This window comes from Chitinophaga sp. CB10 (genome assembly GCA_001870995.2).
Lineage (GTDB): Bacteria > Bacteroidota > Bacteroidia > Chitinophagales > Chitinophagaceae > Chitinophaga.
Genome location: MLAV02000008.1, coordinates 261,571 through 281,860, shown reverse-complemented (window position 1 = coordinate 281,860; position 20,290 = coordinate 261,571). Strand labels below are relative to the sequence as shown.

The window sequence follows — 20,290 nt, the reverse complement described above, 5'->3', positions numbered from 1 at the left end:
ACAATTCAATTATGGCAACCGTTACCAGAGAAAACATTGGTTTATTGAACGATAAGATCACTGTGAAAGTGAGCAAGGAAGATTACCTTCCTAATTTTGACAAGGCAGTAAAGCAATTCACTAAGAATGCAAACATCCCGGGCTTCCGTAAAGGAATGGTGCCTGCAGGCATGGTTAAGAAAATGCACGGCGCTGCCATTTTCAGCGACGAAGTGTTGAAAACTGTAGAAAGAGAGCTGATGGGTTATATCCAGAACGAGAAACTGGAACTGTTTGGTCAGCCACTGTCTCTGGAAAAAGAGGCTAAAAACCTGGACTTCAATGCACCTGCTGAGTATTCTTTCGACTTCGAAGTAGGCGTTAAACCAACTTTCGAGGTAACTCCGCTGGAAAACAAAAAAACTACGCTTACCAAATATAAAGTAACTGTTACCGACGAAATGGTACAGGAAGAAGTAGAGCGTTTACAGCTGAAAGGCGGTAAAATGACCGAACCTGAAACAATTGATTCTGAAGATAACGTTATAAACGTTAAATTCGAAGAATCAGATGCAGCAGGCAATGTGATCGAAGGCGGCATCAGCAAAGAGAATGCGCTGCTGGTTAAATATTTCTCTCCTGCCATCCAGGAGCAGCTGAAAGGTAAAAAAGCTGAAGACAGCATCGTATTCCAACTGGCTACCTCTTTCGACGAGCAGCGCCTGGGCTGGATCCTGAAGGATCTGGGCTTCGAAGCAAACGATAAAGAAGCCGCTCAGAAATATTTCAAACTGACTATCACTAAAGTAGGTCTGATTGAAAAAAGAGAATTAAACGAAGAGTTCTTCAAAGAAGTTTATCCCGCGGATAACATCACTACAGAAGAAGCATTCCGCGCTAAACTGAAAGAAGAAATCGAAAAGTATTGGAATTCTGAGGCGAAGAACCACATGCACAACGATCTGTTCGAAATCCTGGTTCACGAAACTCCTATTGAATTACCAAAAGAATTCCTCAAACGTTGGCTGCAGGTAGGTGGCGAAAAACCTAAAACTGCAGAAGAAGCGGAAAAAGAATATCCTGGCTTCGACCATCAACTGCGTTGGACACTGATCAGCGACAAACTGATTCGCGATAATAAATTGGAAGTTTCTTTCGAAGAACTGAAAGAAAACGCTAAACAAAAAGTATTAGGCTACTACGGTGGCGCTGCCGCAGACGGTGCTGAATGGTTAGACAGCTATCTGGACCGCCTGTTACAGGATGAGAAATTTGTAGACCAGACTTACCGCGAAATGATCACCCAAAAACTGTTTGACTGGGCAGAAGCAAAGGTGAATATTAAAGAAGAGGAAATCAAAGCAGAAGATTTTGTTAATTTACCTCATAAACATCACCATCATGAACATTAATAACGAATTCAGAAAATATGCGATCAAGCATCACGGGATCAGCAGCCTGGTAGTGGATAGCTATGCCAAAAGCCACCAGATCAACAGTCTGACTCCGTACATCCTCGAGGAACGCCAGATGAACATGACCCAAATGGACGTATTCTCCCGTTTGATGGCTGATCGTATTATCTTCCTGGGCGACCCGGTGAACGACTACGTAGCGAACGTAATCACTGCGCAGCTGCTGTTCCTGGAGTCTTCCGACCGCAACCGCGATATTCAGATGTATATCAATAGCCCTGGTGGTAGCGTTTACGCCGGACTGGGAATCTATGATACCATGCAGATCATTTCTCCTGATGTTGCCACTATCTGCACCGGTATGGCCGCCTCCTTCGGCGCTGTACTGCTCGTAGCCGGCACCAAAGGCAAACGTACTGCACTGAAACACGCCCGCGTAATGATCCACCAGCCTCACGGCGGTGCGGAAGGTCAAACTTCTGACATCGAAATCACTGCCCGCGAGTTCGTGAAACTCAAAAGAGAGCTGAACGAAATCATCGCCGGTCACAGTGGCCAGCCAGTGAAAAAAGTGGAAAAAGACGGCGATCGTGACTACTGGATGACCGCTGATGAAGCTAAAGAATACGGCATCATCGACGACGTCCTGCAGAAAAATCCGAAAAAACAGCTGGATACTCCACAGTAAATCTTAATATCAGATCGGGATTTACCTGATTTAGATTATTTTAACAGTCCCGCTGACGGCGGGACTGTTTTTATTTACCCAAGGCCCGGATTTTTAGTGTAAATTTGTAGCCCTGTCAATAAATAGCAGGCAACGCCCAAGATTCGTCGAAAAATAATCTATTCCGAAATGAAAGAATCGAAAATTCGTTGTTCCTTCTGCAACCGCTCCAAAGAAGAAGTGCAAATTCTCATTGCCGGCGCTGAAGGACACATTTGTGAGAACTGTGTAGCGAATGCACAGGAAATCATCGACCAGGAGCTTTTTGCCCCAGGCAAAAAACCTGTGTCATCCCCAACCTCCCATTTCGCGCCAAAGGTTTCCAAACCAATGGAAATCAAAAAATTCCTGGATGAATATGTTATCGGTCAGGACGACGCCAAGAAAATCCTCGCCGTAGCCGTATATAACCACTACAAACGCCTGAACCAGCAGATTGAAGACGATGAGGTGGAAATCGAAAAATCCAACATCATCATGGTGGGCGAAACCGGCACAGGTAAAACCCTGCTGGCCAAATCCATCGCTAAACTGCTGAACGTACCCTTCACCATTGTAGACGCTACCGTGTTTACCGAGGCAGGTTATGTGGGTGAAGATGTGGAAAGCATCCTCAGCCGCCTCCTCCAGGTATGTAACTACGATGTGGAAGCCGCCGAACGCGGTATCGTTTATATCGACGAGATCGACAAGATCGCCCGTAAAAACGATAATCCTTCCATCACCCGCGACGTGAGCGGCGAAGGCGTACAACAGGGCTTACTGAAGCTCCTGGAAGGTACCGAAGTACTGGTGCCACCACAGGGCGGCCGTAAACACCCGGAACAGAAACTGATCAAACTCAATACGCAAAATATCCTCTTCATCTGCGGCGGCGCATTCGACGGCGTGGAAAGGATCATCAGCAGAAGAGTACAAACCCACTCTATTGGCTTTAACGTCAATAAAGAAAAAGAAGAAGAAAGCAGAAAGCAGATCCTCCGCTACGTAAACTCCCAGGACCTGAAATCATTCGGTCTCATTCCGGAATTACTCGGCCGTCTGCCGGTAGTAACCTACCTGAATTCTCTCGACAGGGATACGCTGAAAGCCATCCTTACCAAGCCTAAAAACGCGCTGGTAAAACAGTATAAAAAACTGTTCAAGGTGGAAAACATCGATCTGATCGTAGAGGAAGATGCTATCGACTATATCGTGGACAAGGCAATGGAATACAAACTCGGCGCACGCGGCCTCCGCTCCATCTGTGAAGTGGTCCTCAGCGACGCTATGTTCGAACTGCCTTCCGCCAGCGAAACCAGCTTTACACTTACCAAAGAGTACGCAGAAAATAAACTGGAAAAATCTACTCTGGTAAAACTGAAGGTGGCCTGATAACGATTACGAACCTTTAAAACCCAAATATCATGCAGGAACTTATTCAACAATTACAGGAAAAGGCAGGTCTTACTGCCGAACAGGCTGCACAGTCGATTGATGTAATCAAAGAATACGTGAAAGGCAAACTGCCTCCGTTTATTGCCGGAACTGTTGACAACTGGTTTGCGGGTATGGCCGGCAAAACAGAAGCCAAAGGAGAAAGCTTTATGGACAAAGCAGGCGATTTCCTGGATGATGTGAAAGACACCGCTGAAGATTGGGCTGATGCCGCTAAGAATAAGGTGACAGACTTCTTCAACAAAGATAAGGAGCATCAATAATCCGTCTTAGGAACGAACTTAATGAAAAGGTCCCGCGGGTGCGGGACCTTTTTCGTTTTTAATAAGATACAGACAATCGAAATTTCCAATTAGATAACGTGGAGATTACAGGTCTTAATTATTTTTTCAAACTATCTACATAATAGCTTTGAAAGTTACTTCTAAAAAAAGCACCCGGGTTACAGGGTGCTTAAATTGCGTAAAAGTGTTTCAAATCTTAGTTTGAGTTTTGTGTTAAGGTTGATAAACGGTAAAGAGTGATGAATTAACCCAAATTTAACGTTCCTTTTGCAATTTTCTATAACACAAAAGGGGTAATGTTTCATTTAATTGTCAAAAAAGATGAATGGTTTGCAGTTAATATTTTTTTACATTAAAAAAATTTCGCACTCTTAAATTAATCCGTACCAGTTCTATCAAATCCTAAACTTATCGTAACGCCTCCCTGGCAATCACTATTTTCTGAATTTCAGACGTACCCTCCCCTATGGTACATAATTTCGCATCGCGGTAGTATTTCTCCACTGGGAAGTCCTTCGTATAGCCATAACCGCCAAATATCTGTACCGCATCGTTGGCAACCCTTACCGCCACCTCGGAAGCGTAATATTTAGCCATCGCCGCCTGCTGCGTCATCTTTTCCTTACGGTTCTTCATATCGGCCGCCTGCAGGGTAAGCAACTCGGCCGCTTCTATTTCAGTGGCCATATCCGCCAGTTTAAAGGATACGCCCTGGAAGCTGGCAATCGGCTGGTCAAACTGGTAGCGCTCCTTCGCGTATTTCAGCGCCGCATCGCGGGCGCCTTTGGCAATCCCCAGGGATAAGGCGGCAATCGAAATACGGCCCCCGTCCAGCACTTTCATGGACTGTATAAAGCCCTCTCCCACTTCTCCCAACACGTTTTCCGCCGGAACGCGGCAATTGCTGAAGATCATCTCCGCTGTTTCGGATGCCCGCATACCCAGTTTATTCTCCTTTTTACCGCCGCTGAATCCCGGCGTGCCCTTCTCCACAACAAAGGCCGTCATACCATGACTATCGCGCACATCGCCCGTACGGGCAATTACCACTGCCACATCGCAGCTCTTGCCATGCGTGATCCAGCATTTGGTACCGTCCAGTATCCAATCGTCGCCATCTTTTCTGGCTACGCATTTCATGTTCATGGCGTCGGAGCCGGTGTTAGGCTCGGTAAGGCCCCATGCCCCAATCCACTCCGCCGTGGCCAGTTTGGGCAGCCAGCGCTGCTTCTGCGCCTCGTTGCCGAATTGGAGGATATGCCCCGTGCAGAGCGAGTTATGCGCCGCCACACTCAGGCCAATCGCGCCGCAGAAGCGGGCTATTTCGCTTACCACGGTTACATATTCCAGATATCCCAGTCCGCTCCCGCCATACTGTTCAGGCACCAATACGCCCATCAGGCCAAGTTTTCCCAGCTCTTTAAATAAGTCTACCGGAAACTCCTGCTGCTCGTCCCACTCCATTACATGTGGCAGGATGGCTTTCTTCCCAAAATCCCGGATTGTTTGTGCGATCTGTTGTTGTTCTTCAGTGGGCTCAAAATTCATAACGGGTATTGTTTAAGGTTTTATCTGTATGTAATATTCAAGTTTACGATAAATAATATCATCCACCAACGGCAGGCTGCGCAACTCTTCCATACTCCTGAAACCCGCATGGGCATTGCGATACGCCACTATCATACCGGCCAGTTTATAACGTATGTATGGATGGGACGCCAAAGTTTTTTCATCTGTGAGGTTGAGGTCCATAATTTTTAGAGAACTGTCACCGATCTTGAGAAATGGTTTGATTTTTTTGAATACCGAATCCGGAAGTCCATACGTTTCGGCTACCTGCTCCACACTGTAAAAGCCGCCCAGCTTATCCCGGAACTTGCAGATGCGCCGGGCGTAACCGGGTCCGATGCCCGGCAGCGCATCCCATTGCAGGGTATCGGCCCTGTTGATATCCAGCATGGCCGGGCCTCTCCTTACCTGTCGTGTACCCGGGGCCGTTACCCGCGCCTCCTCCGCAATCCGCACATAAGGCAGCAGCTTATCCGCCAGCGGGGGCGGCATGCTGTAAATCCTGCGCAGGTCCTCCGGCTTGCGGAAACGCCCGCCCTTACCCAGGTAGCGCTGAATGCTGCCGGCTGTCCTTTCCGGTACGCCCAGCTGCAGCCAGTCCTCCATTCCGATGCGATTGGGATCAAAGTAAAATAATGTGGCCGGTAGGTTTATCGCAGCAGCGGCGGCAGGCCGGCGGGCAGCCTTCGCCAGCGAAGCTTCAAACAACAGCACCTCCCGCCGGAATGCCAGCGTGTCCGCCCCGTCTGCCGCACGGTACCAGGCTACAAAACGGGGCATGCCGCAACAGAGCGCCAACAACAGTATCAGGGTATAAATGCCGGCACGCTCCTTCCGGGAGAAGGTAAGGAACTCCTTCATAAAGTATTTCCACATGGGTTAACAAAATTTGGACAGGCGAAATTAGCGCCATGCCGCCGGTCAATCCTTTAGCGGATGTTAACAACACAATTTTTTCAGCCAGGGGCAGGCATTAAAATGACACCGGGGACCGCAGCGCATATAAGCCGCGATCCCCGGTGACGGAATATAGTATGTATTAAATATCAAGGGTAAGTCCGTCGTAAGCCAGCGCCATGCCCTCCGGCAGCTCTTTCGATACATCTGCATGCCTGCCCAGCTGGTGGCTGATATGCGTAAAGTACACCTGCGGTATTTCCAGCTCCCTGCCCAACGCAATCGCTTCATCAAGGGTAAAGTGGGAAATATGCTTTTCCTTACGCAGGGCATTTACCACCAGTATCTTCGATCCCCTGATCTTATCCTTCTCTTCCGGGGCAATGAAATTGGCATCCGTGATATAGGTAAAATCATGGAAACGGAAACCGGTTACCGGCATCTTGTAATGCATGACCTGTATAGGCGTCACCGTTAGGCCGTTCACCGCAAACGGTTCGTCTTCCAGCATCTTCAGGTTGATTTCCGGGATACCGGGGTATTTATAATCCGCAAAGGCATAGGCGAATTCCCGCATGATCACATTCTGGCTGAAATCAGTGGCGTAAATATCGATCGGGCTTTGCTGGAAATAGTTGAAAGCCCGTATATCATCCATGCCGGCGATATGATCCTTGTGGGAATGCGTTATCAGCACGGCTTCCAGGTGTTGCACCTTTGCCCGTAACATCTGGTAGCGGAAATCCGGCGTGGTATCCACTACGATGTTCCCTGCCGGCGACGACACCATGATGCTGCTGCGCAGCCGCTTATCCCGCGGATCCGCAGAGGTGCACACCTCGCAACCACAAGCTATTACCGGTACTCCCTGCGATGTCCCCGTTCCTAGAAATGTTACTTTCATGCCCTATTCATTTGTCGTTACCTGCTATACCGCCTGATCCGGTTCCGGGGCGATATCGCCATCTTCGGCATCCGGTATGGGTTTGCTGTTGATAATCTGTTTGTAAAGTTTATGGGATTCTGCCGTCAGCAGCTCCTCGTCGAGCGGGAGCGTGGTGAGGATATCCAGCAGGGTATTGATGCGCCCTTCCAGGTTGAGGAACTTATTGATCACCACCACCTTTTTATGCTCGAGGATACAATAGCCGGAGTTAAAGGTGCCCTTCTCAAACCGAAGCACATACTTTGCATCTTCGAAGATCTTTTCCAGCTTACTCAGGTTATTAGGCGTGACTTTAATATTCATGCTGCAAAAATAGTTAAAAGCGCTTTAGCATCCGATTATTTAGACACCATCCTTGCTACCGGCACAATCATTTCTTCCAGCGAAATCCCTCCGTGCTGGAAGGTATTGCGGTAGTAGTTGACGAAATAGTTATAATTATTCGGATAGCAGAGATAGCCATCTTCGCGGGCGAAAATATAGGAGGAGTTTACATTCGGCCTGGGCAATCCCGCATCTTTCGGATCGCGGAAAGCCAGTACTTCTTTTGGATCATAGTTGAGGTTGCGCCCATGTTTATAACGCAGGTTGGTCGTCGTCTGCTTGTCGCCAATGACCTTCACCGGCGTTTTCACCCGCACGCTGCCATGATCCGTGGCAATGATCAGGTTAATCTTTTTATCGCTCAGTCTTTTCAGCGCCTGGTGCAACGGACTATGCTCAAACCACGATGCCGTGATGGAGCGGTAAGAGGTTTCATCGCCAGCCAGCTCCTTCAATACTTCCATTTCCGTGCGGGCATGACTGAGCATATCTACAAAGTTGTACACAATGATGCTGAGCGGGTAGTCGAGTATGTTATGGATATTGCTCAGCATTTGCTGCGCGTCCGCATGGTTGACGACTTTGGTGTAGGAGAACCGGCTATCCATCCGCAGGCGCTGCAGCTGTGCGGCAAAAAACTTCTCCTCGTATAAATTCTTACCGCCCTCCTCATCGTCGTTTTTCCATTCCTGCGGGAACTTTTGCTCAATATCAATGGGCAAAAGGCCGGCAAATATGGCGTTACGGCTGTATTGCGTGCTGGTAGGCAAAATGCTGTAAAAAGTATCTTCTTCCACGAGCCGGAAGGATTCCTGGAAAATGGGCAGGATGGCCTTGAACTGGTCGTACCGCAGGTTATCGATCAGGAGAAAGACGTTGGGCGTGGAAGGGTCCAGCATGGGCACGATCTTGTCGCGGAACAGCGTATGGGACATCACCGGCGCATCCTGGGCTTTGGGATGGAGCCAGTCCGCGTAGTTACGGCTGATATACTTGGCAAATTCCGTGTTGGCCTCGGCTTTTTGCGTATTGAAAACTTCCAGCATCTCGGGGCTGTCCGTCTTGGACATTTCCATCTCCCAATACACCAGTTTTTTATAAATATCCATCCACTCGTTATAATCCGGATTGGAATTGAGCGCCATAAACAGCGTGCGGAATTGCTGCTGATAGGCGCTGGTGGTCTTTTCCGCCACCAGCCGTTTATTGTCGATTATTTTTTTGAGCGATAAAAGTACCTGGTTGGGGTTTACGGGCTTGATAAGATAATCCGTGATCTGTGAGCCAATCGCATCGTCCATCACGTTTTCCGCTTCATTTTTGGTGATCATGACTACGGGTATCTGCTGGTCGATCTCCTTGATCTTCCCCAGGGTTTCCAGGCCGGTAATACCGGGCATCGATTCGTCGAGCAGCACTACGTCCACCACCTGGTCCTTCAGAAATTCCAGCGCATCGTAGCCATTGGTAAGGGCGGATACTTTATAACCTTTACTTTCGAGGAAAATGATCTGGGATTTCAGGGACTCTATTTCATCGTCTACCCATAGTATATTTATCTGGCTCATAGTTAGTATTAAGACGTGCGTTAAAACAGAAAATTAACCCATTTTTTTGTCAAAAATCATTCCCCCACTGTCACAGGAGTGAAATTATATGTTAAAAACCACCCCGAACTGCAAAATGAAGCCGTTAAAAATAGGGGCGGGTCATAAAGTTATTTACCTTCGCAGATAAAATTTTTTATAGGGGTAAAGACTCCCCCGGGCGTCATACCTATTAAAATATTACATATAATATATTTCCTGATGTAGTTTTGTAACTACCAAGGATTAGGGTGTGGAAAAACCGTTTGGATTGAATAATTAACTGCAATGACCGACAGCAAGCGAAAAATTGTTAATGATCCGGTGTATGGCTTTATTACCATAGATCACCCGTTGATTCTTACGCTCATCTCCCATCCATACTACCAGCGGCTTCGCCGCATTCACCAGATGGCGCTGGCCCACCTCGTATATCCGGGGGCGGTACATACCAGGTTTCATCACAGCCTGGGCGCCTACCACCTCATGTGCGGGGCTTTGCAGGAGTTGAAGAGTAAGGGGGTAGACATCACACCCGCAGAGGAAGTGGCCTCAAAAATGGCGATATTATTGCATGATATAGGCCATGGGCCTTACTCCCACGCACTTGAAAACGGCATCATAGAGGGCGTTTCGCATGAAGCCATCTCCCAATGGCTGATGGAAGCCCTGAACCGGGAAATGGATGGCGCACTTTCCCTGACGATAGATATTTTCAATGGCCGGTACCATAAAAAATTCCTGCATCAACTGGTTTCCAGTCAGTTAGATGTAGATAGGATGGATTACCTGAACCGGGACAGCTTTTTTACAGGCGTTTCCGAAGGGGTAATCAGCTACGACAGGATCATCAAGATGCTCACCGTGCATCACGGGGAGCTGATGGTGGAGGAAAAAGGGATTTATTCCATCGAGAAGTTCATTATAGCGAGGCGACTGATGTACTGGCAGGTGTACCTGCACAAAACTGTGCTCAGCGCCGAAAATATGCTGGTAAAGATACTCATCCGCGCCAAAAAGCTGGCCCAGGCCGGCGAAAAGCTGTTCTGCAGCCCGGCGCTGGAGTATTTTCTTTACCACTCCATCACAAAGGATAATTTCGAACAGGGCCCGGAATGCCTGAAAATGTTCTGCAGGCTGGATGATTACGATATTCTGGGGGCTATCAAGGTGTGGACCACACATAAAGACCCCGTACTTTCGTTATTATGTAGCTGGCTGATCAACAGGCAGTTGTTTAAGGTGGTGCTCAGTCACGAACCATTTGACGACAATTCCCTGGCTATGTTGAAGAAACAAGTAGCACAAAAATGGAATATTTCCGGGCCGGATCTTGACTATTTTGTATTCTCAGACGCTGCCACACTGCGGGCATACAATATAAACGACGAAAAGATTAACATCCTTTTCAAAGACGGAACTGTGAAAGACATTTCCTCAATCGACAATGCACTGATTAGCCATACACTGGCTATACCGGTAAAAAAATTCTACATTTGTCATCCAAAAATTCAGGCTAACGGTACCGTATAAGGCACTAAAGCATATGAAAAAGAGTTTATATCAACAGATGTAGCCTGAAAAACTATTACAATTTTAAACTATGCAGTTTAGCGCATTACAATTAGCTACCATGCTGGATGGTAAGCTGGAGGGGAATCCGGATGTGAAAGTGAGTAATATCGCCAAAATCGAAGAAGCCGGCGAAGGGATGCTCAGTTTCATAGCAAATCCTAAGTACGAAGAGTTTCTTTATACCACCAGCGCCTCTATCCTGCTCGTCAACGAAAGCCTGGTAATCGAACGTCCCATCAGCCCGACACTCATCCGGGTGAAGGACGCATACAGTAGCATGGCGCTGCTGCTGGAAAAATACCGCCAACTGACCAGCAATAAAGCCGGCATTCAGCAGCCTTCCTACGTTCCCGCTTCCGTGAAGCTGGGCGAAAACGTATTTATCGGCGCGTTTGCATACCTCGGCGAAAACGTGGTGCTGGGTAATAACGTAAAGATCTATCCGGGCGTGTACCTGGGCGATAATGTGATCGTAAACGACGATTCCGTCCTTTACCCCGGCGTAAAAGTATATGAAAACTGCGTGGTAGGCAGCCGTGTGATGCTCCATGCAGGATGCGTAATCGGGGGCGACGGCTTTGGCTTTGCGCCGCAGCCGGATGGTTCCTATAAGAAGGTGCCACAGATTGGCAACGTGGTAATCCACGACGACGTGGAAATCGGCGCCAATACCACCATCGACCGCGCAACCATGGGCTCCACCATTATCCAGAAAGGCGTTAAGCTGGACAACCTGATCCAGGTAGCCCACAACGTGGATATCGGAACCAACACCGTTATCGCAGCCCAAACCGGCGTTTCCGGCAGTACCAAAATCGGTAAAAACTGCGTGATCGGCGGCCAGGTAGGTATGGTCGGACACATCCATATCGCCGATGGCACCAAGATCAACGCCCAGAGCGGATTGTCCAAATCCATTACCACTCCTAACTCCTCCCTCACCGGCTCCCCGGCGTACGATTATAAAAGTTCGCTGAAAAGTCAGGCAATTTTTAGAAATTTGCCGGACCTTGAAAAGCGGGTTAAAGAATTGGAGGAAATGGTAAAACAACTGCTGCAGGAAAAAGCAGGTGTTTAATTACTAATTGAAGAGGAAACAGTTATACATTAGATAATTATGATGGAAAATCAACAGTTGGAGAACCAGCACACCCTGAAAGGCGAGATCAGCATTTCAGGCGTTGGTTTACACACTGGAGCCAGTGTGAATATGACGCTTAAGCCGGCATCACCAGGCTTCGGGATCAAATTTCAACGTGTAGACCTGCCCAACCAGCCAGTTGTAAAAGCAGATGTGGACTACGTAGTAGACACCGCAAGAGGCACCACGCTGGAACACAACGGGGCACGCGTAAGCACCGTAGAACACCTGCTGGCAGCCCTCGTAGGCACCGGTGTGGACAACGTACTGATCGAACTGGATGGCCCGGAAATTCCTATCATGGACGGTAGTTCCATGCCATTTATCGAAGCCATCGAAAAAACTGGAATCCTGGACCAGGACGCCAAAAAGATCTATTATACCATCGATACCAACATCACTTATTACGATGAGCAGAAAAAGGTAGAAATGGTGGCGCTGCCTGCGATCAATTATAGCATCACCTGCCTGATCGATTTCAACAGCCCTGTACTCGGCACCCAGCACGCGAAAATGAAAGGCCTGGAGCAATTCAGAGATGAAATTGCCTCCTCCCGCACCTTCTGCTTCCTGCACGAGCTGGAATACCTGCTGAACAACAACCTGATCAAAGGCGGCGATATCAACAACGCCATCGTGGTGGTAGACCGCCCGGTGAATGAAGACGATATGACCCGCCTGGCAAAAGCCTTCAACCGCGAAACCATGGCGGTACAGCGGGAAGGTATCCTCAACAACATCGAGCTGCGTTTCCCTAACGAACCAGCCCGTCATAAACTCCTGGACGTTATAGGCGACCTCGCCCTGATCGGTTACCCTATCAAGGCGCATATCATCGCCAACCGCCCGGGTCACGCTTCAAACGTGGAATTTGCACGTAAGATCAAAGCGTACATCAAAAAGAATAAACACAACCAGGGCGTACCGGTGTACGATCCCAACCAGCCGCCTATCTTCGATACGCCACGCATCGAAAGAACCCTGCCGCACAGGTACCCGATGCTGCTGATCGATAAGATCATCGAGCTGGGAGAAGAACAGGTAGTAGGTATCAAAAATGTTACCTTCAACGAACACTTCTTCCAGGGGCACTTCCCTAACAACCCGGTAATGCCGGGCGTACTCCAGCTGGAAGCACTCGCGCAGGTAGGTGGTATCCTGGCCCTGAACCGCGTTCCGGACCCACAGAATTACGATACTTACTTCCTGAAAATCGACAACTGTAAATTCAAACAGAAAGTTGTACCGGGTGATACCATGATCCTGAAAATGGAATTGCTGAGCCCAATCAGAAGAGGATTAGTTGAAATGCGGGGAACAGTATTCATCGGCAATAAGGTAGCTACCGAAGCTGATATGATAGCACAAATTATTAAAACAAGAGAGAGCAAATAACAGCAATGATCCACCCGCTTACATATATACATCCGGATGCCAAAGTGGCTCCTAATGTAAAAATTGATCCATTTACTGTAATTCACAAGAACGTTGAAATAGGTGAAGGCACCTGGATTGGTTCCAACGTTACCATCATGGAAGGTGCACGTATCGGCAGCAACTGCCGCATCTTTCCGGGCGCCGTTATTTCTGCTATCCCTCAGGATTTAAAATATGCGGGTGAAGAAACAACCGTTGAAATTGGTAACAACACTACCATTCGTGAATTTGTAACCATCAACCGTGGTACAAAGGATAAATGGAAAACTGTTATCGGTAACAACTGCCTCATCATGGCTTACAGCCATATCGCACACGACTGCGAAGTAGGTAATTATTGCGTATTCTCCAACAATACCACCCTGGCCGGGCATATTACCGTTGGTAATCACGTAGTACTGGCCGGTATGGTAGCCGTACAGCAGTTCTGTAAGATCGGCGACCATGCCTTTGTGACCGGTGGTTCCCTTGTTCGCAAAGATGTGCCGCCTTACGTAAAGGCTGCCCGCGAACCACTGTCCTATGTAGGCGTGAACTCCGTTGGTTTGAAAAGAAGAGGCTTCTCCCTCGATAAAATCAACCATATACTGGATATCTACAGGGTGATCTTCGTAAAAGGTTATAAACTCTCCAAAGCCATCAGCATCATTGAAGCAGAATTTCCTGCTACCGATGAAAGAGATGAAATTCTCTCCTTCATCCGTGATTCCGGCAGAGGCATTATGAAAGGTTATACCTCCCGTTCCAATGACGATATCTCTTAACCAGGCAGGCAAGCGATTTAACTACGACTGGATCTTCCGTCGGGTACACCTTACCTTTCAGGCTGGTGAGAGATACGCTATACTGGGCCCCAACGGCTCCGGTAAATCCACACTGCTACAGGTTATAAGTGGCGCCATTCAGCAAAATGAAGGCGCCATACAATACAGCGCACCGGAAGGAATCATCCCCAACGATGAATTCTTCCGGTATTGCGCTATCGCCGCTCCCTACCTGGAGCTCATAGAAGAACTGACCCTGACGGAGCTCATACAGTTCCACCTTCAGTTCAAAAACTTCCGGCCAGGCATTACCCCCAAAAAAGCCATGGAACTGGTTGGCCTGGAAAAGGCCGCCCACAAACAGATACGCCACTTCTCCTCCGGGATGAAGCAACGTACCAAACTGGCTCTGGCCATCTTTTCCGATGTGCCCGTACTCTTCCTGGACGAGCCCTGCACCAACCTCGATGCAGCCGGCACCAGCCTTTACCAGCAACTCATCAACGATTACGGCGGCAACCGCCTCATCATCGTCAGCTCCAACGATGAGCGCGAATACTTCATGTGTAAGCACCTGATCCGCATCAGCGATTATAAATAATCCCCGATTCCCGGCATTTGACCATTCAGCTTTTATTATATCTTCGTTCTCTATAAAAGCTGAACACGAGCATGCAAACTGCCAATAAAAAGGTCATTAACGGCTGGGCCATGTACGACTGGGCCAACTCGGTGTACAACCTGGTGATCACTACTACCTTCTTCCCTATCTACTTCCTGGCGGTTACCCAGGGTAACACCAACGGTATCGTCACTTTCCTGGGGCGCAAATTCCAAAACTCCGCGCTCTACAACTATACCACCGCACTGGCCTACCTGCTGGTAGCCATCTCCTCCCCCGTGCTATCCTCCATTGCGGATACCAGGGGCAACAAAAAGAACTTCCTTATTTTCTTTACCATACTCGGCTCCCTCTCCTGCAGCGCGCTGTATAACTTCAATGAATCAAACCTCAGCTGGGGCGTTATCTTCTTCCTGCTGGCCACCATGGGCTATTGCGGAGGCCTGGTATTCTATAACTCCTACCTGCCGGAAATTGCAGCCCCGGAAGACAGGGACCGCGTTTCCGCCAAAGGCTTTGCCATGGGCTATATCGGCTCCGTACTGATGCAGCTGGTGGGCTTTGCCCTCGTTACCTTCAAGCCCTTCGGCATGACGGACGGGAAAGCCGTACAGTTCACCTTCCTGCTGGTAGGCATCTGGTGGCTGGGCTTTGCCCTCATTACCTTCAAACGGCTGCCGGCATCCAGGCCGGTGGCAGAACGTCCCAAAGGCAACGCCGTAGCAGAAGGCATCAAAGAACTGAAAAAAGTGTACGCACAGGTAAAAGTAATGCCCGTGCTGAAACGCTTCCTCCGCGCATTCTTCTTCTATAGCATGGGCGTGCAAACCGTTATGCTGGCAGCTACGGTATTTGGCAGCAAAGTCCTCAACCTGGAAAGCTCCATCCTCATTGCCACCGTCGTAGCCATTCAGGTGGTGGCGGTGTTCGGCGCATGGGCCATGGCCCGGCTCTCCGGCCGCTTCGGCAACATGCCGGTGCTGGTAGCCACCGTGATCCTCTGGATCGTGATCTGCATCATGGGATACCGCATGAAAACCCCGATGGACTTCTATATCCTGGCCTGCGCGGTAGGACTCGTAATGGGCGGCATTCAATCCCTGAGCCGCTCCACCTACGCCAAACTGATGCCCGAAACACACGACACCGCTTCCTTCTTCAGCTACTACGACGTCACCGAAAAGATCGCCATCGTCATCGGTATGGCTTCCTTCGCCTATATCGACGACTATACGAAAGATATCCGCAACTCCGTACTGGCATTGGTGGTATTCTTTGTGATCGGGCTGATCTGGCTCATCTCCGCCCTGCTCAAACAGCGGCAGTTAAATCAGGAAAATGTAACTTCGGTAAAAGCATAGCGATGAAATTATACACCATAGAAACCGGCTTCTTTAAACTGGACGGCGGCGCCATGTTTGGCGTAGTGCCTAAAACCATCTGGAATAAACTCAATCCTGCCGACGAGAACAACCTCTGCTCCTGGGCCATGCGCTGCCTGCTCATCGAAGACGGTAAACGCCTGATTTTGGTAGACAACGGTATTGGTGATAAACAAGACGCAAAATTTTTCAGCCACTACTACCTCCACGGTACGGACACACTCGATAAATCCCTTGCTGCGCACGGCTTCCACCGGGATGATATTACAGACGTCTTCCTCACGCACCTGCACTTCGATCATTGCGGAGGCAGCATCGTCCGGCAAGGCGATCAACTCGTGCCCGCCTTTAAAAACGCGACCTACTGGAGTAATGCCGACCACTGGAAATGGGCTACCGAACCCAATGAAAGGGAAAAAGCCTCCTTCCTGAAGGAAAACATCCTGCCCATACAGGAAAGCGGACAGCTCAAATTCGTGGAACACAAAGAAGGCGTCGCTTTCACGGAGCATATGCAGATCCGTTTTGTCAACGGCCATACGGACGCCATGATGCTGCCGCAGCTGCGTTATAAGGATCAAACCATCCTCTACATGGCGGACCTCCTGCCTTCCATCGGGCATATTCCGCTGCCATATGTAATGGCATACGACATGTTTCCGCTGACCACCCTCGGGGAAAAGAAACGATTCCTCCAGGAGGCGCTGGACAATAAATACATTTTGTTTTTTGAGCACGACCCGCTCCATGAATGCTGCTACCTGCAGCAAACGGAAAAGGGTATCAGGGCCGGCGAAACCTTCAAACTGAGCGCCTTGTAGGGGGAATATGTCACTATGTCACTCCCCGGGGCTCCTGCATTAAATTTGATAAGGTTACGGGTAGAAAAATATAAGCACAATGGCATTACATATCACACCGGATAATAAGTTAAAAAAGCTGATCGTAGTGGGCGACCGCGTACTGATCAAACTTACGACGCCGCATGATCGTACTACCAGCGGATTATACCTCCCTCCCGGGGTGCAGGAAAAGGAAAAGGTACAACAGGGCTACGTGATCAAAACCGGCCCGGGTTATGCTATTCCGGTACCGGTAGATGAAGATGACGCCTGGAAACCGGAAGAAGATAAAATCAAATATATTCCGCTGCAGGCCAAAGAAGGCGACCTGGCCATCTTCCTGCTCAGCGGCTCTACGGAAGTGGTTTACCAGGAGGAAAAATATTATATCGTGCCCCAGGGCGCTATACTGATGCTGGAAAGAGAAGAAGATCTCTAAGTAATTTTTTTTTGGGGGGAAAAGCAGTTGCTGCGATGCAGTAACTGCTTTTTTTATGCCGTAATACCCACGCGGGCCATTCCACGGCGCCCGCCCCGCCCTTATGCAATGCCGTCCCCTAAACCCGTTGAACGGGGATACAAAACTGCAACCATTTCACTATCTTCATAAAAAATCGCACGCCATGTCCAATAAAGATGCATTTCTCGATAGCATTCAGAAAGGATACACTTTCAAAGGAGAACACTTCAAATTGGGTTGCGCCATGTTGGATGGTGAAGTTGTTACCGGCGCAGATGTGAACCTCCCACTGAAAACCATGAACAGACATGGTTTGATCGCCGGCGCCACCGGCACCGGAAAAACCAAAACCTTACAGATCATCGCGGAAGGCCTCAGCGATGCCAGCGTACCCGTACTCCTGATGGACATCAAGGGGGACCTGAGTGGTATTGCCGCCGCCGGCACGGATAACCCCAAGATACAGGAGCGCTACCAGCTGATCGGTGGCAAATGGAGCCCGGCCGCCTACCCTACCGAATTGCTCAGCCTGAGCGACGAAAAAGGCGTTCGTTTACGCGCCACCGTTAGTGAGTTCGGCCCGATCCTCTTATCCAAAATATTGGAGCTGAACGATACCCAGGCCGGCCTGGTAGCCATGTTGTTTAAATACTGCGACGATAACAAGCTGCCGCTGCTGGACCTCAAGGATTTCAAAAAGGTGCTGCAATTCGCCAGCGACGAAGGAAAAGCCGAACTGGAAAAAGACTACGGAAAAATTTCCACCACCTCCACCGGCACCGTGCTGCGTAAAGTGATAGAGCTGGAACAGCAGGGCGCTACCCTCTTCTTCGGGGAAAAATCCTTTGAAGTAGATGACCTCATGCGCATCAGCGACGATGGCCGCGGTATGGTATCCATCCTCCGGGTAAGCGATATCCAGGATAAACCGAAACTCTTTTCCACCTTCATGCTTAGCCTGCTGGCAGAGCTGTACGCCACCATGCCGGAAGAAGGCGATATGGAGAAACCCAAGCTGGTTATGTTTATCGACGAGGCCCACCTCATCTTCAACGAAGCCAGCGACGCCCTCCTCAAACAGATTGAAACCATCGTAAAACTCATTCGCTCCAAAGGCGTAGGCATCTTCTTCTGTACCCAAAACCCGATGGATGTACCGCCATCCGTACTGGGTCAGCTGGGTTTGAAAGTACAGCACGCCCTCCGCGCCTTTACAGCCAACGATCGTAAAGCGATCAAACAAACCGCTGAAAACTACCCGACTTCAGAATTTTATAAAACCGATGAACTGCTTACCCAGATAGGAATCGGGCAGGCGCTCATCACCTGCCTCGACGAAAAAGGCGTTCCTACGCCACTCGCGGCCACCATGCTGGTATCCCCGCGCAGCCGGATGGACGTGCTCACGCCCGCCGAAATTGACGCGCTGGTAGCCAATTCCAAACTGGTGAAGAAGTACAGCGAAACCATCGACAGCCAGAGCGCTTACGAAATACTCACCGCCAAACTCCAGGAAGCGGCTGAAAAAACAGCGGCGGAGCAGGCGGCGGCGCCAGCCAAAGGCGGTAAGGTAAAAGAGGAAAAATCCATGCTGGACCAGGTGCTGGACAGCAGCGTGGCACGACAGGTAGGCCGCACTGCCGCCAACATGATCACCCGCAGCCTGCTGGGCGCGCTCGGCCTCGGCGGCAGAAGCAGCAAAAAGAAAAGCTGGTTTTAACATCAATAAACATTTTCGCAACTCATGAGTAAAGTTATTAAGGTGGGTATATGCTCCTTTGGCATGTCAGGACAGATCTTTCACGCACCGTTCATTCATGTAAATCCAAACTTCGAATTCACCGCCGTAGTGGAAAGAAGCAAACACCTGGCGGCTGCTAAATATCCCGGCGTAAAAGTCTATGCATCTGTGGATGATATGGTCAAAGATCCTGCGCTGGACCTGATCGTGGTAAATACGCCCAACTATACCCACTACGACTACGCAAAAACCGCCCTGGACGCGGGTAAGCATGTAGTCGTGGAAAAACCTTTCACCGTACACAACCAGGAAGCGCAGGAATTGATTGAATTGGCCGCTTCCAAAGGATTGCTGCTGAGCGTATATCACAACCGCCGTTACGACAGCGACTATAAAGTAGTGAAAAGCGTGGTCGACTCCGGCGTACTCGGCGATGTACTGGAATTTGAAGTGCATTACGACCGCTTTAAAGAAGAACTGAGTTATAAAAAACATAAGGAAGAAAACCTGCCCGGCACCGGCGCATTGTACGACCTGGGCAGCCACCTGATCGATCAGGCGCTCACCATCTTCGGCATGCCCCGTAAGCTCTGGGCGGATATCCGCATCATCCGCAAGGATTCCATCGTGGACGATTACTTCGAGCTGGTGCTGTATTACGATTTCCTGCGCGTGCGCCTGAAATCCAGCTACCTGGTGCGCGAGCCGCTGCCCGCCTACCAGGTGCATGGCCGCATTGGTTCCTTCATCAAAAGCAAATCAGATATCCAGGAGGCGCAACTGCAACGCGGCCTGATGCCCAACAGTCCGGACTGGGGCGCGGAAGCGCCGCACGAATGGGGCCTGCTGCACACGACCATCAACGGTAAAACCGTGAAAGAGTACGTGCCCGGCGGCAACGGCAATTACATGGATTATTATAACGGTATCTATGAAGCAATTGTGAACGGCGCGCCCAATCCGGTTCCGGCAGTGGATGGCGCCAACGTGGTGCGGGTAATCGAGGCTGCCTTTGAAAGCAGCAACAGTGGCAAAGTAGTGCCCATTCATTAATGACAGCGACAATAAACAACATTCATTTTTCATGCAGGGCAATTACCGAAAGGTAGCTACGCCCTGCATGACGTTTTACGGGGCAGTGGCCGCATAGCATGCCATTGCT

General features: G+C 49.4%; 19 protein-coding genes. 14 read left to right on the top strand and 5 right to left on the bottom strand.

Translation table 11 applies throughout. The features are described 5' to 3' along the window. The first annotated feature begins 11 nt into the window (after window positions 1-11). From tig to BOC67_RS13980, 4 genes are all read left to right on the top strand, one after another. Window positions 12-1,391, top strand: coding sequence for a trigger factor (gene tig, locus BOC67_RS13995; RefSeq protein ID WP_291910969.1), 1,380 nt, complete (start codon window positions 12-14; stop codon window positions 1,389-1,391). After that, window positions 1,381-2,082, top strand: coding sequence for an ATP-dependent Clp endopeptidase proteolytic subunit ClpP (gene clpP, locus BOC67_RS13990; RefSeq protein WP_291910968.1), 702 nt, complete (start codon window positions 1,381-1,383; stop codon window positions 2,080-2,082). The genes tig and clpP overlap by 11 nt, the downstream gene beginning before the upstream one ends. A gap of 168 nt (window positions 2,083-2,250) precedes the next feature. Next, a complete protein-coding gene (gene clpX, locus BOC67_RS13985) occupies window positions 2,251-3,495 on the top strand; it encodes an ATP-dependent Clp protease ATP-binding subunit ClpX (protein WP_291910967.1) in 1,245 nt (414 codons plus the stop codon). Window positions 3,496-3,527: 32 nt separating this feature from the next. Further along, window positions 3,528-3,821, top strand: a complete 294-nt coding sequence (locus BOC67_RS13980; RefSeq protein ID WP_291910966.1) for a hypothetical protein — start codon at window positions 3,528-3,530, stop codon at window positions 3,819-3,821. Between the two features lie 429 nt (window positions 3,822-4,250). On the opposite strand, the gene BOC67_RS13975 is transcribed toward BOC67_RS13980, so the two are convergent. The 5 genes from BOC67_RS13975 to BOC67_RS13955 all read right to left on the bottom strand — a co-directional run bounded on the left by BOC67_RS13975 (window position 4,251) and on the right by BOC67_RS13955 (window position 9,146). Then, window positions 4,251-5,390 carry an acyl-CoA dehydrogenase family protein gene (locus tag BOC67_RS13975; RefSeq protein WP_291910965.1) on the bottom strand — a complete coding sequence of 380 codons (1,140 nt, stop codon included), beginning with the start codon at window positions 5,388-5,390 and terminating at the stop codon, window positions 4,251-4,253. A gap of 12 nt (window positions 5,391-5,402) precedes the next feature. Further along, window positions 5,403-6,287, bottom strand: coding sequence for a helix-hairpin-helix domain-containing protein (locus tag BOC67_RS13970; protein ID WP_291910964.1), 885 nt, complete (start codon window positions 6,285-6,287; stop codon window positions 5,403-5,405). A 163-nt stretch (window positions 6,288-6,450) separates the two neighbouring features. Continuing rightward, window positions 6,451-7,212, bottom strand: a complete 762-nt coding sequence (locus tag BOC67_RS13965; protein ID WP_291910963.1) for an MBL fold metallo-hydrolase — start codon at window positions 7,210-7,212, stop codon at window positions 6,451-6,453. A gap of 24 nt (window positions 7,213-7,236) precedes the next feature. Then, window positions 7,237-7,557, bottom strand: coding sequence for a hypothetical protein (locus tag BOC67_RS13960; RefSeq protein WP_291910962.1), 321 nt, complete (start codon window positions 7,555-7,557; stop codon window positions 7,237-7,239). A gap of 35 nt (window positions 7,558-7,592) precedes the next feature. Further along, window positions 7,593-9,146: a response regulator gene (locus tag BOC67_RS13955; RefSeq protein WP_291910961.1), complete on the bottom strand. Its 1,554-nt coding sequence runs from the start codon at window positions 9,144-9,146 to the stop codon at window positions 7,593-7,595. 306 nt (window positions 9,147-9,452) lie between these two features. Between BOC67_RS13955 and BOC67_RS13950 the strand changes: the two genes are divergently transcribed. The 10 genes from BOC67_RS13950 (at window position 9,453) to BOC67_RS13905 (ending at window position 20,181) form a co-directional block, all read left to right on the top strand. After that, a complete protein-coding gene (locus BOC67_RS13950) occupies window positions 9,453-10,697 on the top strand; it encodes an HD domain-containing protein (RefSeq protein WP_291910960.1) in 1,245 nt (414 codons plus the stop codon). Window positions 10,698-10,767: 70 nt separating this feature from the next. Next, the gene (gene lpxD / locus BOC67_RS13945) at window positions 10,768-11,817 is read left to right on the top strand and encodes a UDP-3-O-(3-hydroxymyristoyl)glucosamine N-acyltransferase (protein ID WP_291910959.1); all 1,050 of its coding nucleotides are present in this window, start codon (window positions 10,768-10,770) and stop codon (window positions 11,815-11,817) included. A 39-nt stretch (window positions 11,818-11,856) separates the two neighbouring features. After that, complete coding sequence (locus tag BOC67_RS13940) at window positions 11,857-13,275, top strand: bifunctional UDP-3-O-[3-hydroxymyristoyl] N-acetylglucosamine deacetylase/3-hydroxyacyl-ACP dehydratase (RefSeq protein WP_291910958.1); 1,419 nt, start codon at window positions 11,857-11,859, stop codon at window positions 13,273-13,275. A 5-nt stretch (window positions 13,276-13,280) separates the two neighbouring features. Then, a complete protein-coding gene (lpxA, locus tag BOC67_RS13935; protein WP_291910956.1) occupies window positions 13,281-14,081 on the top strand; it encodes an acyl-ACP--UDP-N-acetylglucosamine O-acyltransferase in 801 nt (266 codons plus the stop codon). Then, window positions 14,065-14,682, top strand: coding sequence for an ABC transporter ATP-binding protein (locus tag BOC67_RS13930; protein WP_291910955.1), 618 nt, complete (start codon window positions 14,065-14,067; stop codon window positions 14,680-14,682). The genes lpxA and BOC67_RS13930 overlap by 17 nt, the downstream gene beginning before the upstream one ends. Window positions 14,683-14,753: 71 nt before the next feature. Further along, on the top strand, window positions 14,754-16,064 hold the full coding sequence (locus BOC67_RS13925) for an MFS transporter (protein ID WP_291910954.1): 1,311 nt from the start codon (window positions 14,754-14,756) through the stop codon (window positions 16,062-16,064). A gap of 2 nt (window positions 16,065-16,066) precedes the next feature. Continuing rightward, window positions 16,067-16,906: an MBL fold metallo-hydrolase gene (locus BOC67_RS13920; protein ID WP_291910953.1), complete on the top strand. Its 840-nt coding sequence runs from the start codon at window positions 16,067-16,069 to the stop codon at window positions 16,904-16,906. Between the two features lie 79 nt (window positions 16,907-16,985). Beyond that, entirely contained in the window at window positions 16,986-17,366 is a 381-nt protein-coding gene (locus BOC67_RS13915; protein ID WP_073083996.1) for a co-chaperone GroES family protein, read from the top strand. A 184-nt stretch (window positions 17,367-17,550) separates the two neighbouring features. Then, window positions 17,551-19,107 (top strand): helicase HerA-like domain-containing protein, encoded by a 1,557-nt coding sequence (locus BOC67_RS13910; RefSeq protein ID WP_291910952.1) that lies wholly within the window; start codon window positions 17,551-17,553, stop codon window positions 19,105-19,107. A 24-nt stretch (window positions 19,108-19,131) separates the two neighbouring features. After that, the gene (locus tag BOC67_RS13905) at window positions 19,132-20,181 is read left to right on the top strand and encodes a Gfo/Idh/MocA family oxidoreductase (protein WP_291910951.1); all 1,050 of its coding nucleotides are present in this window, start codon (window positions 19,132-19,134) and stop codon (window positions 20,179-20,181) included. Window positions 20,182-20,290 lie beyond the last annotated feature (109 nt).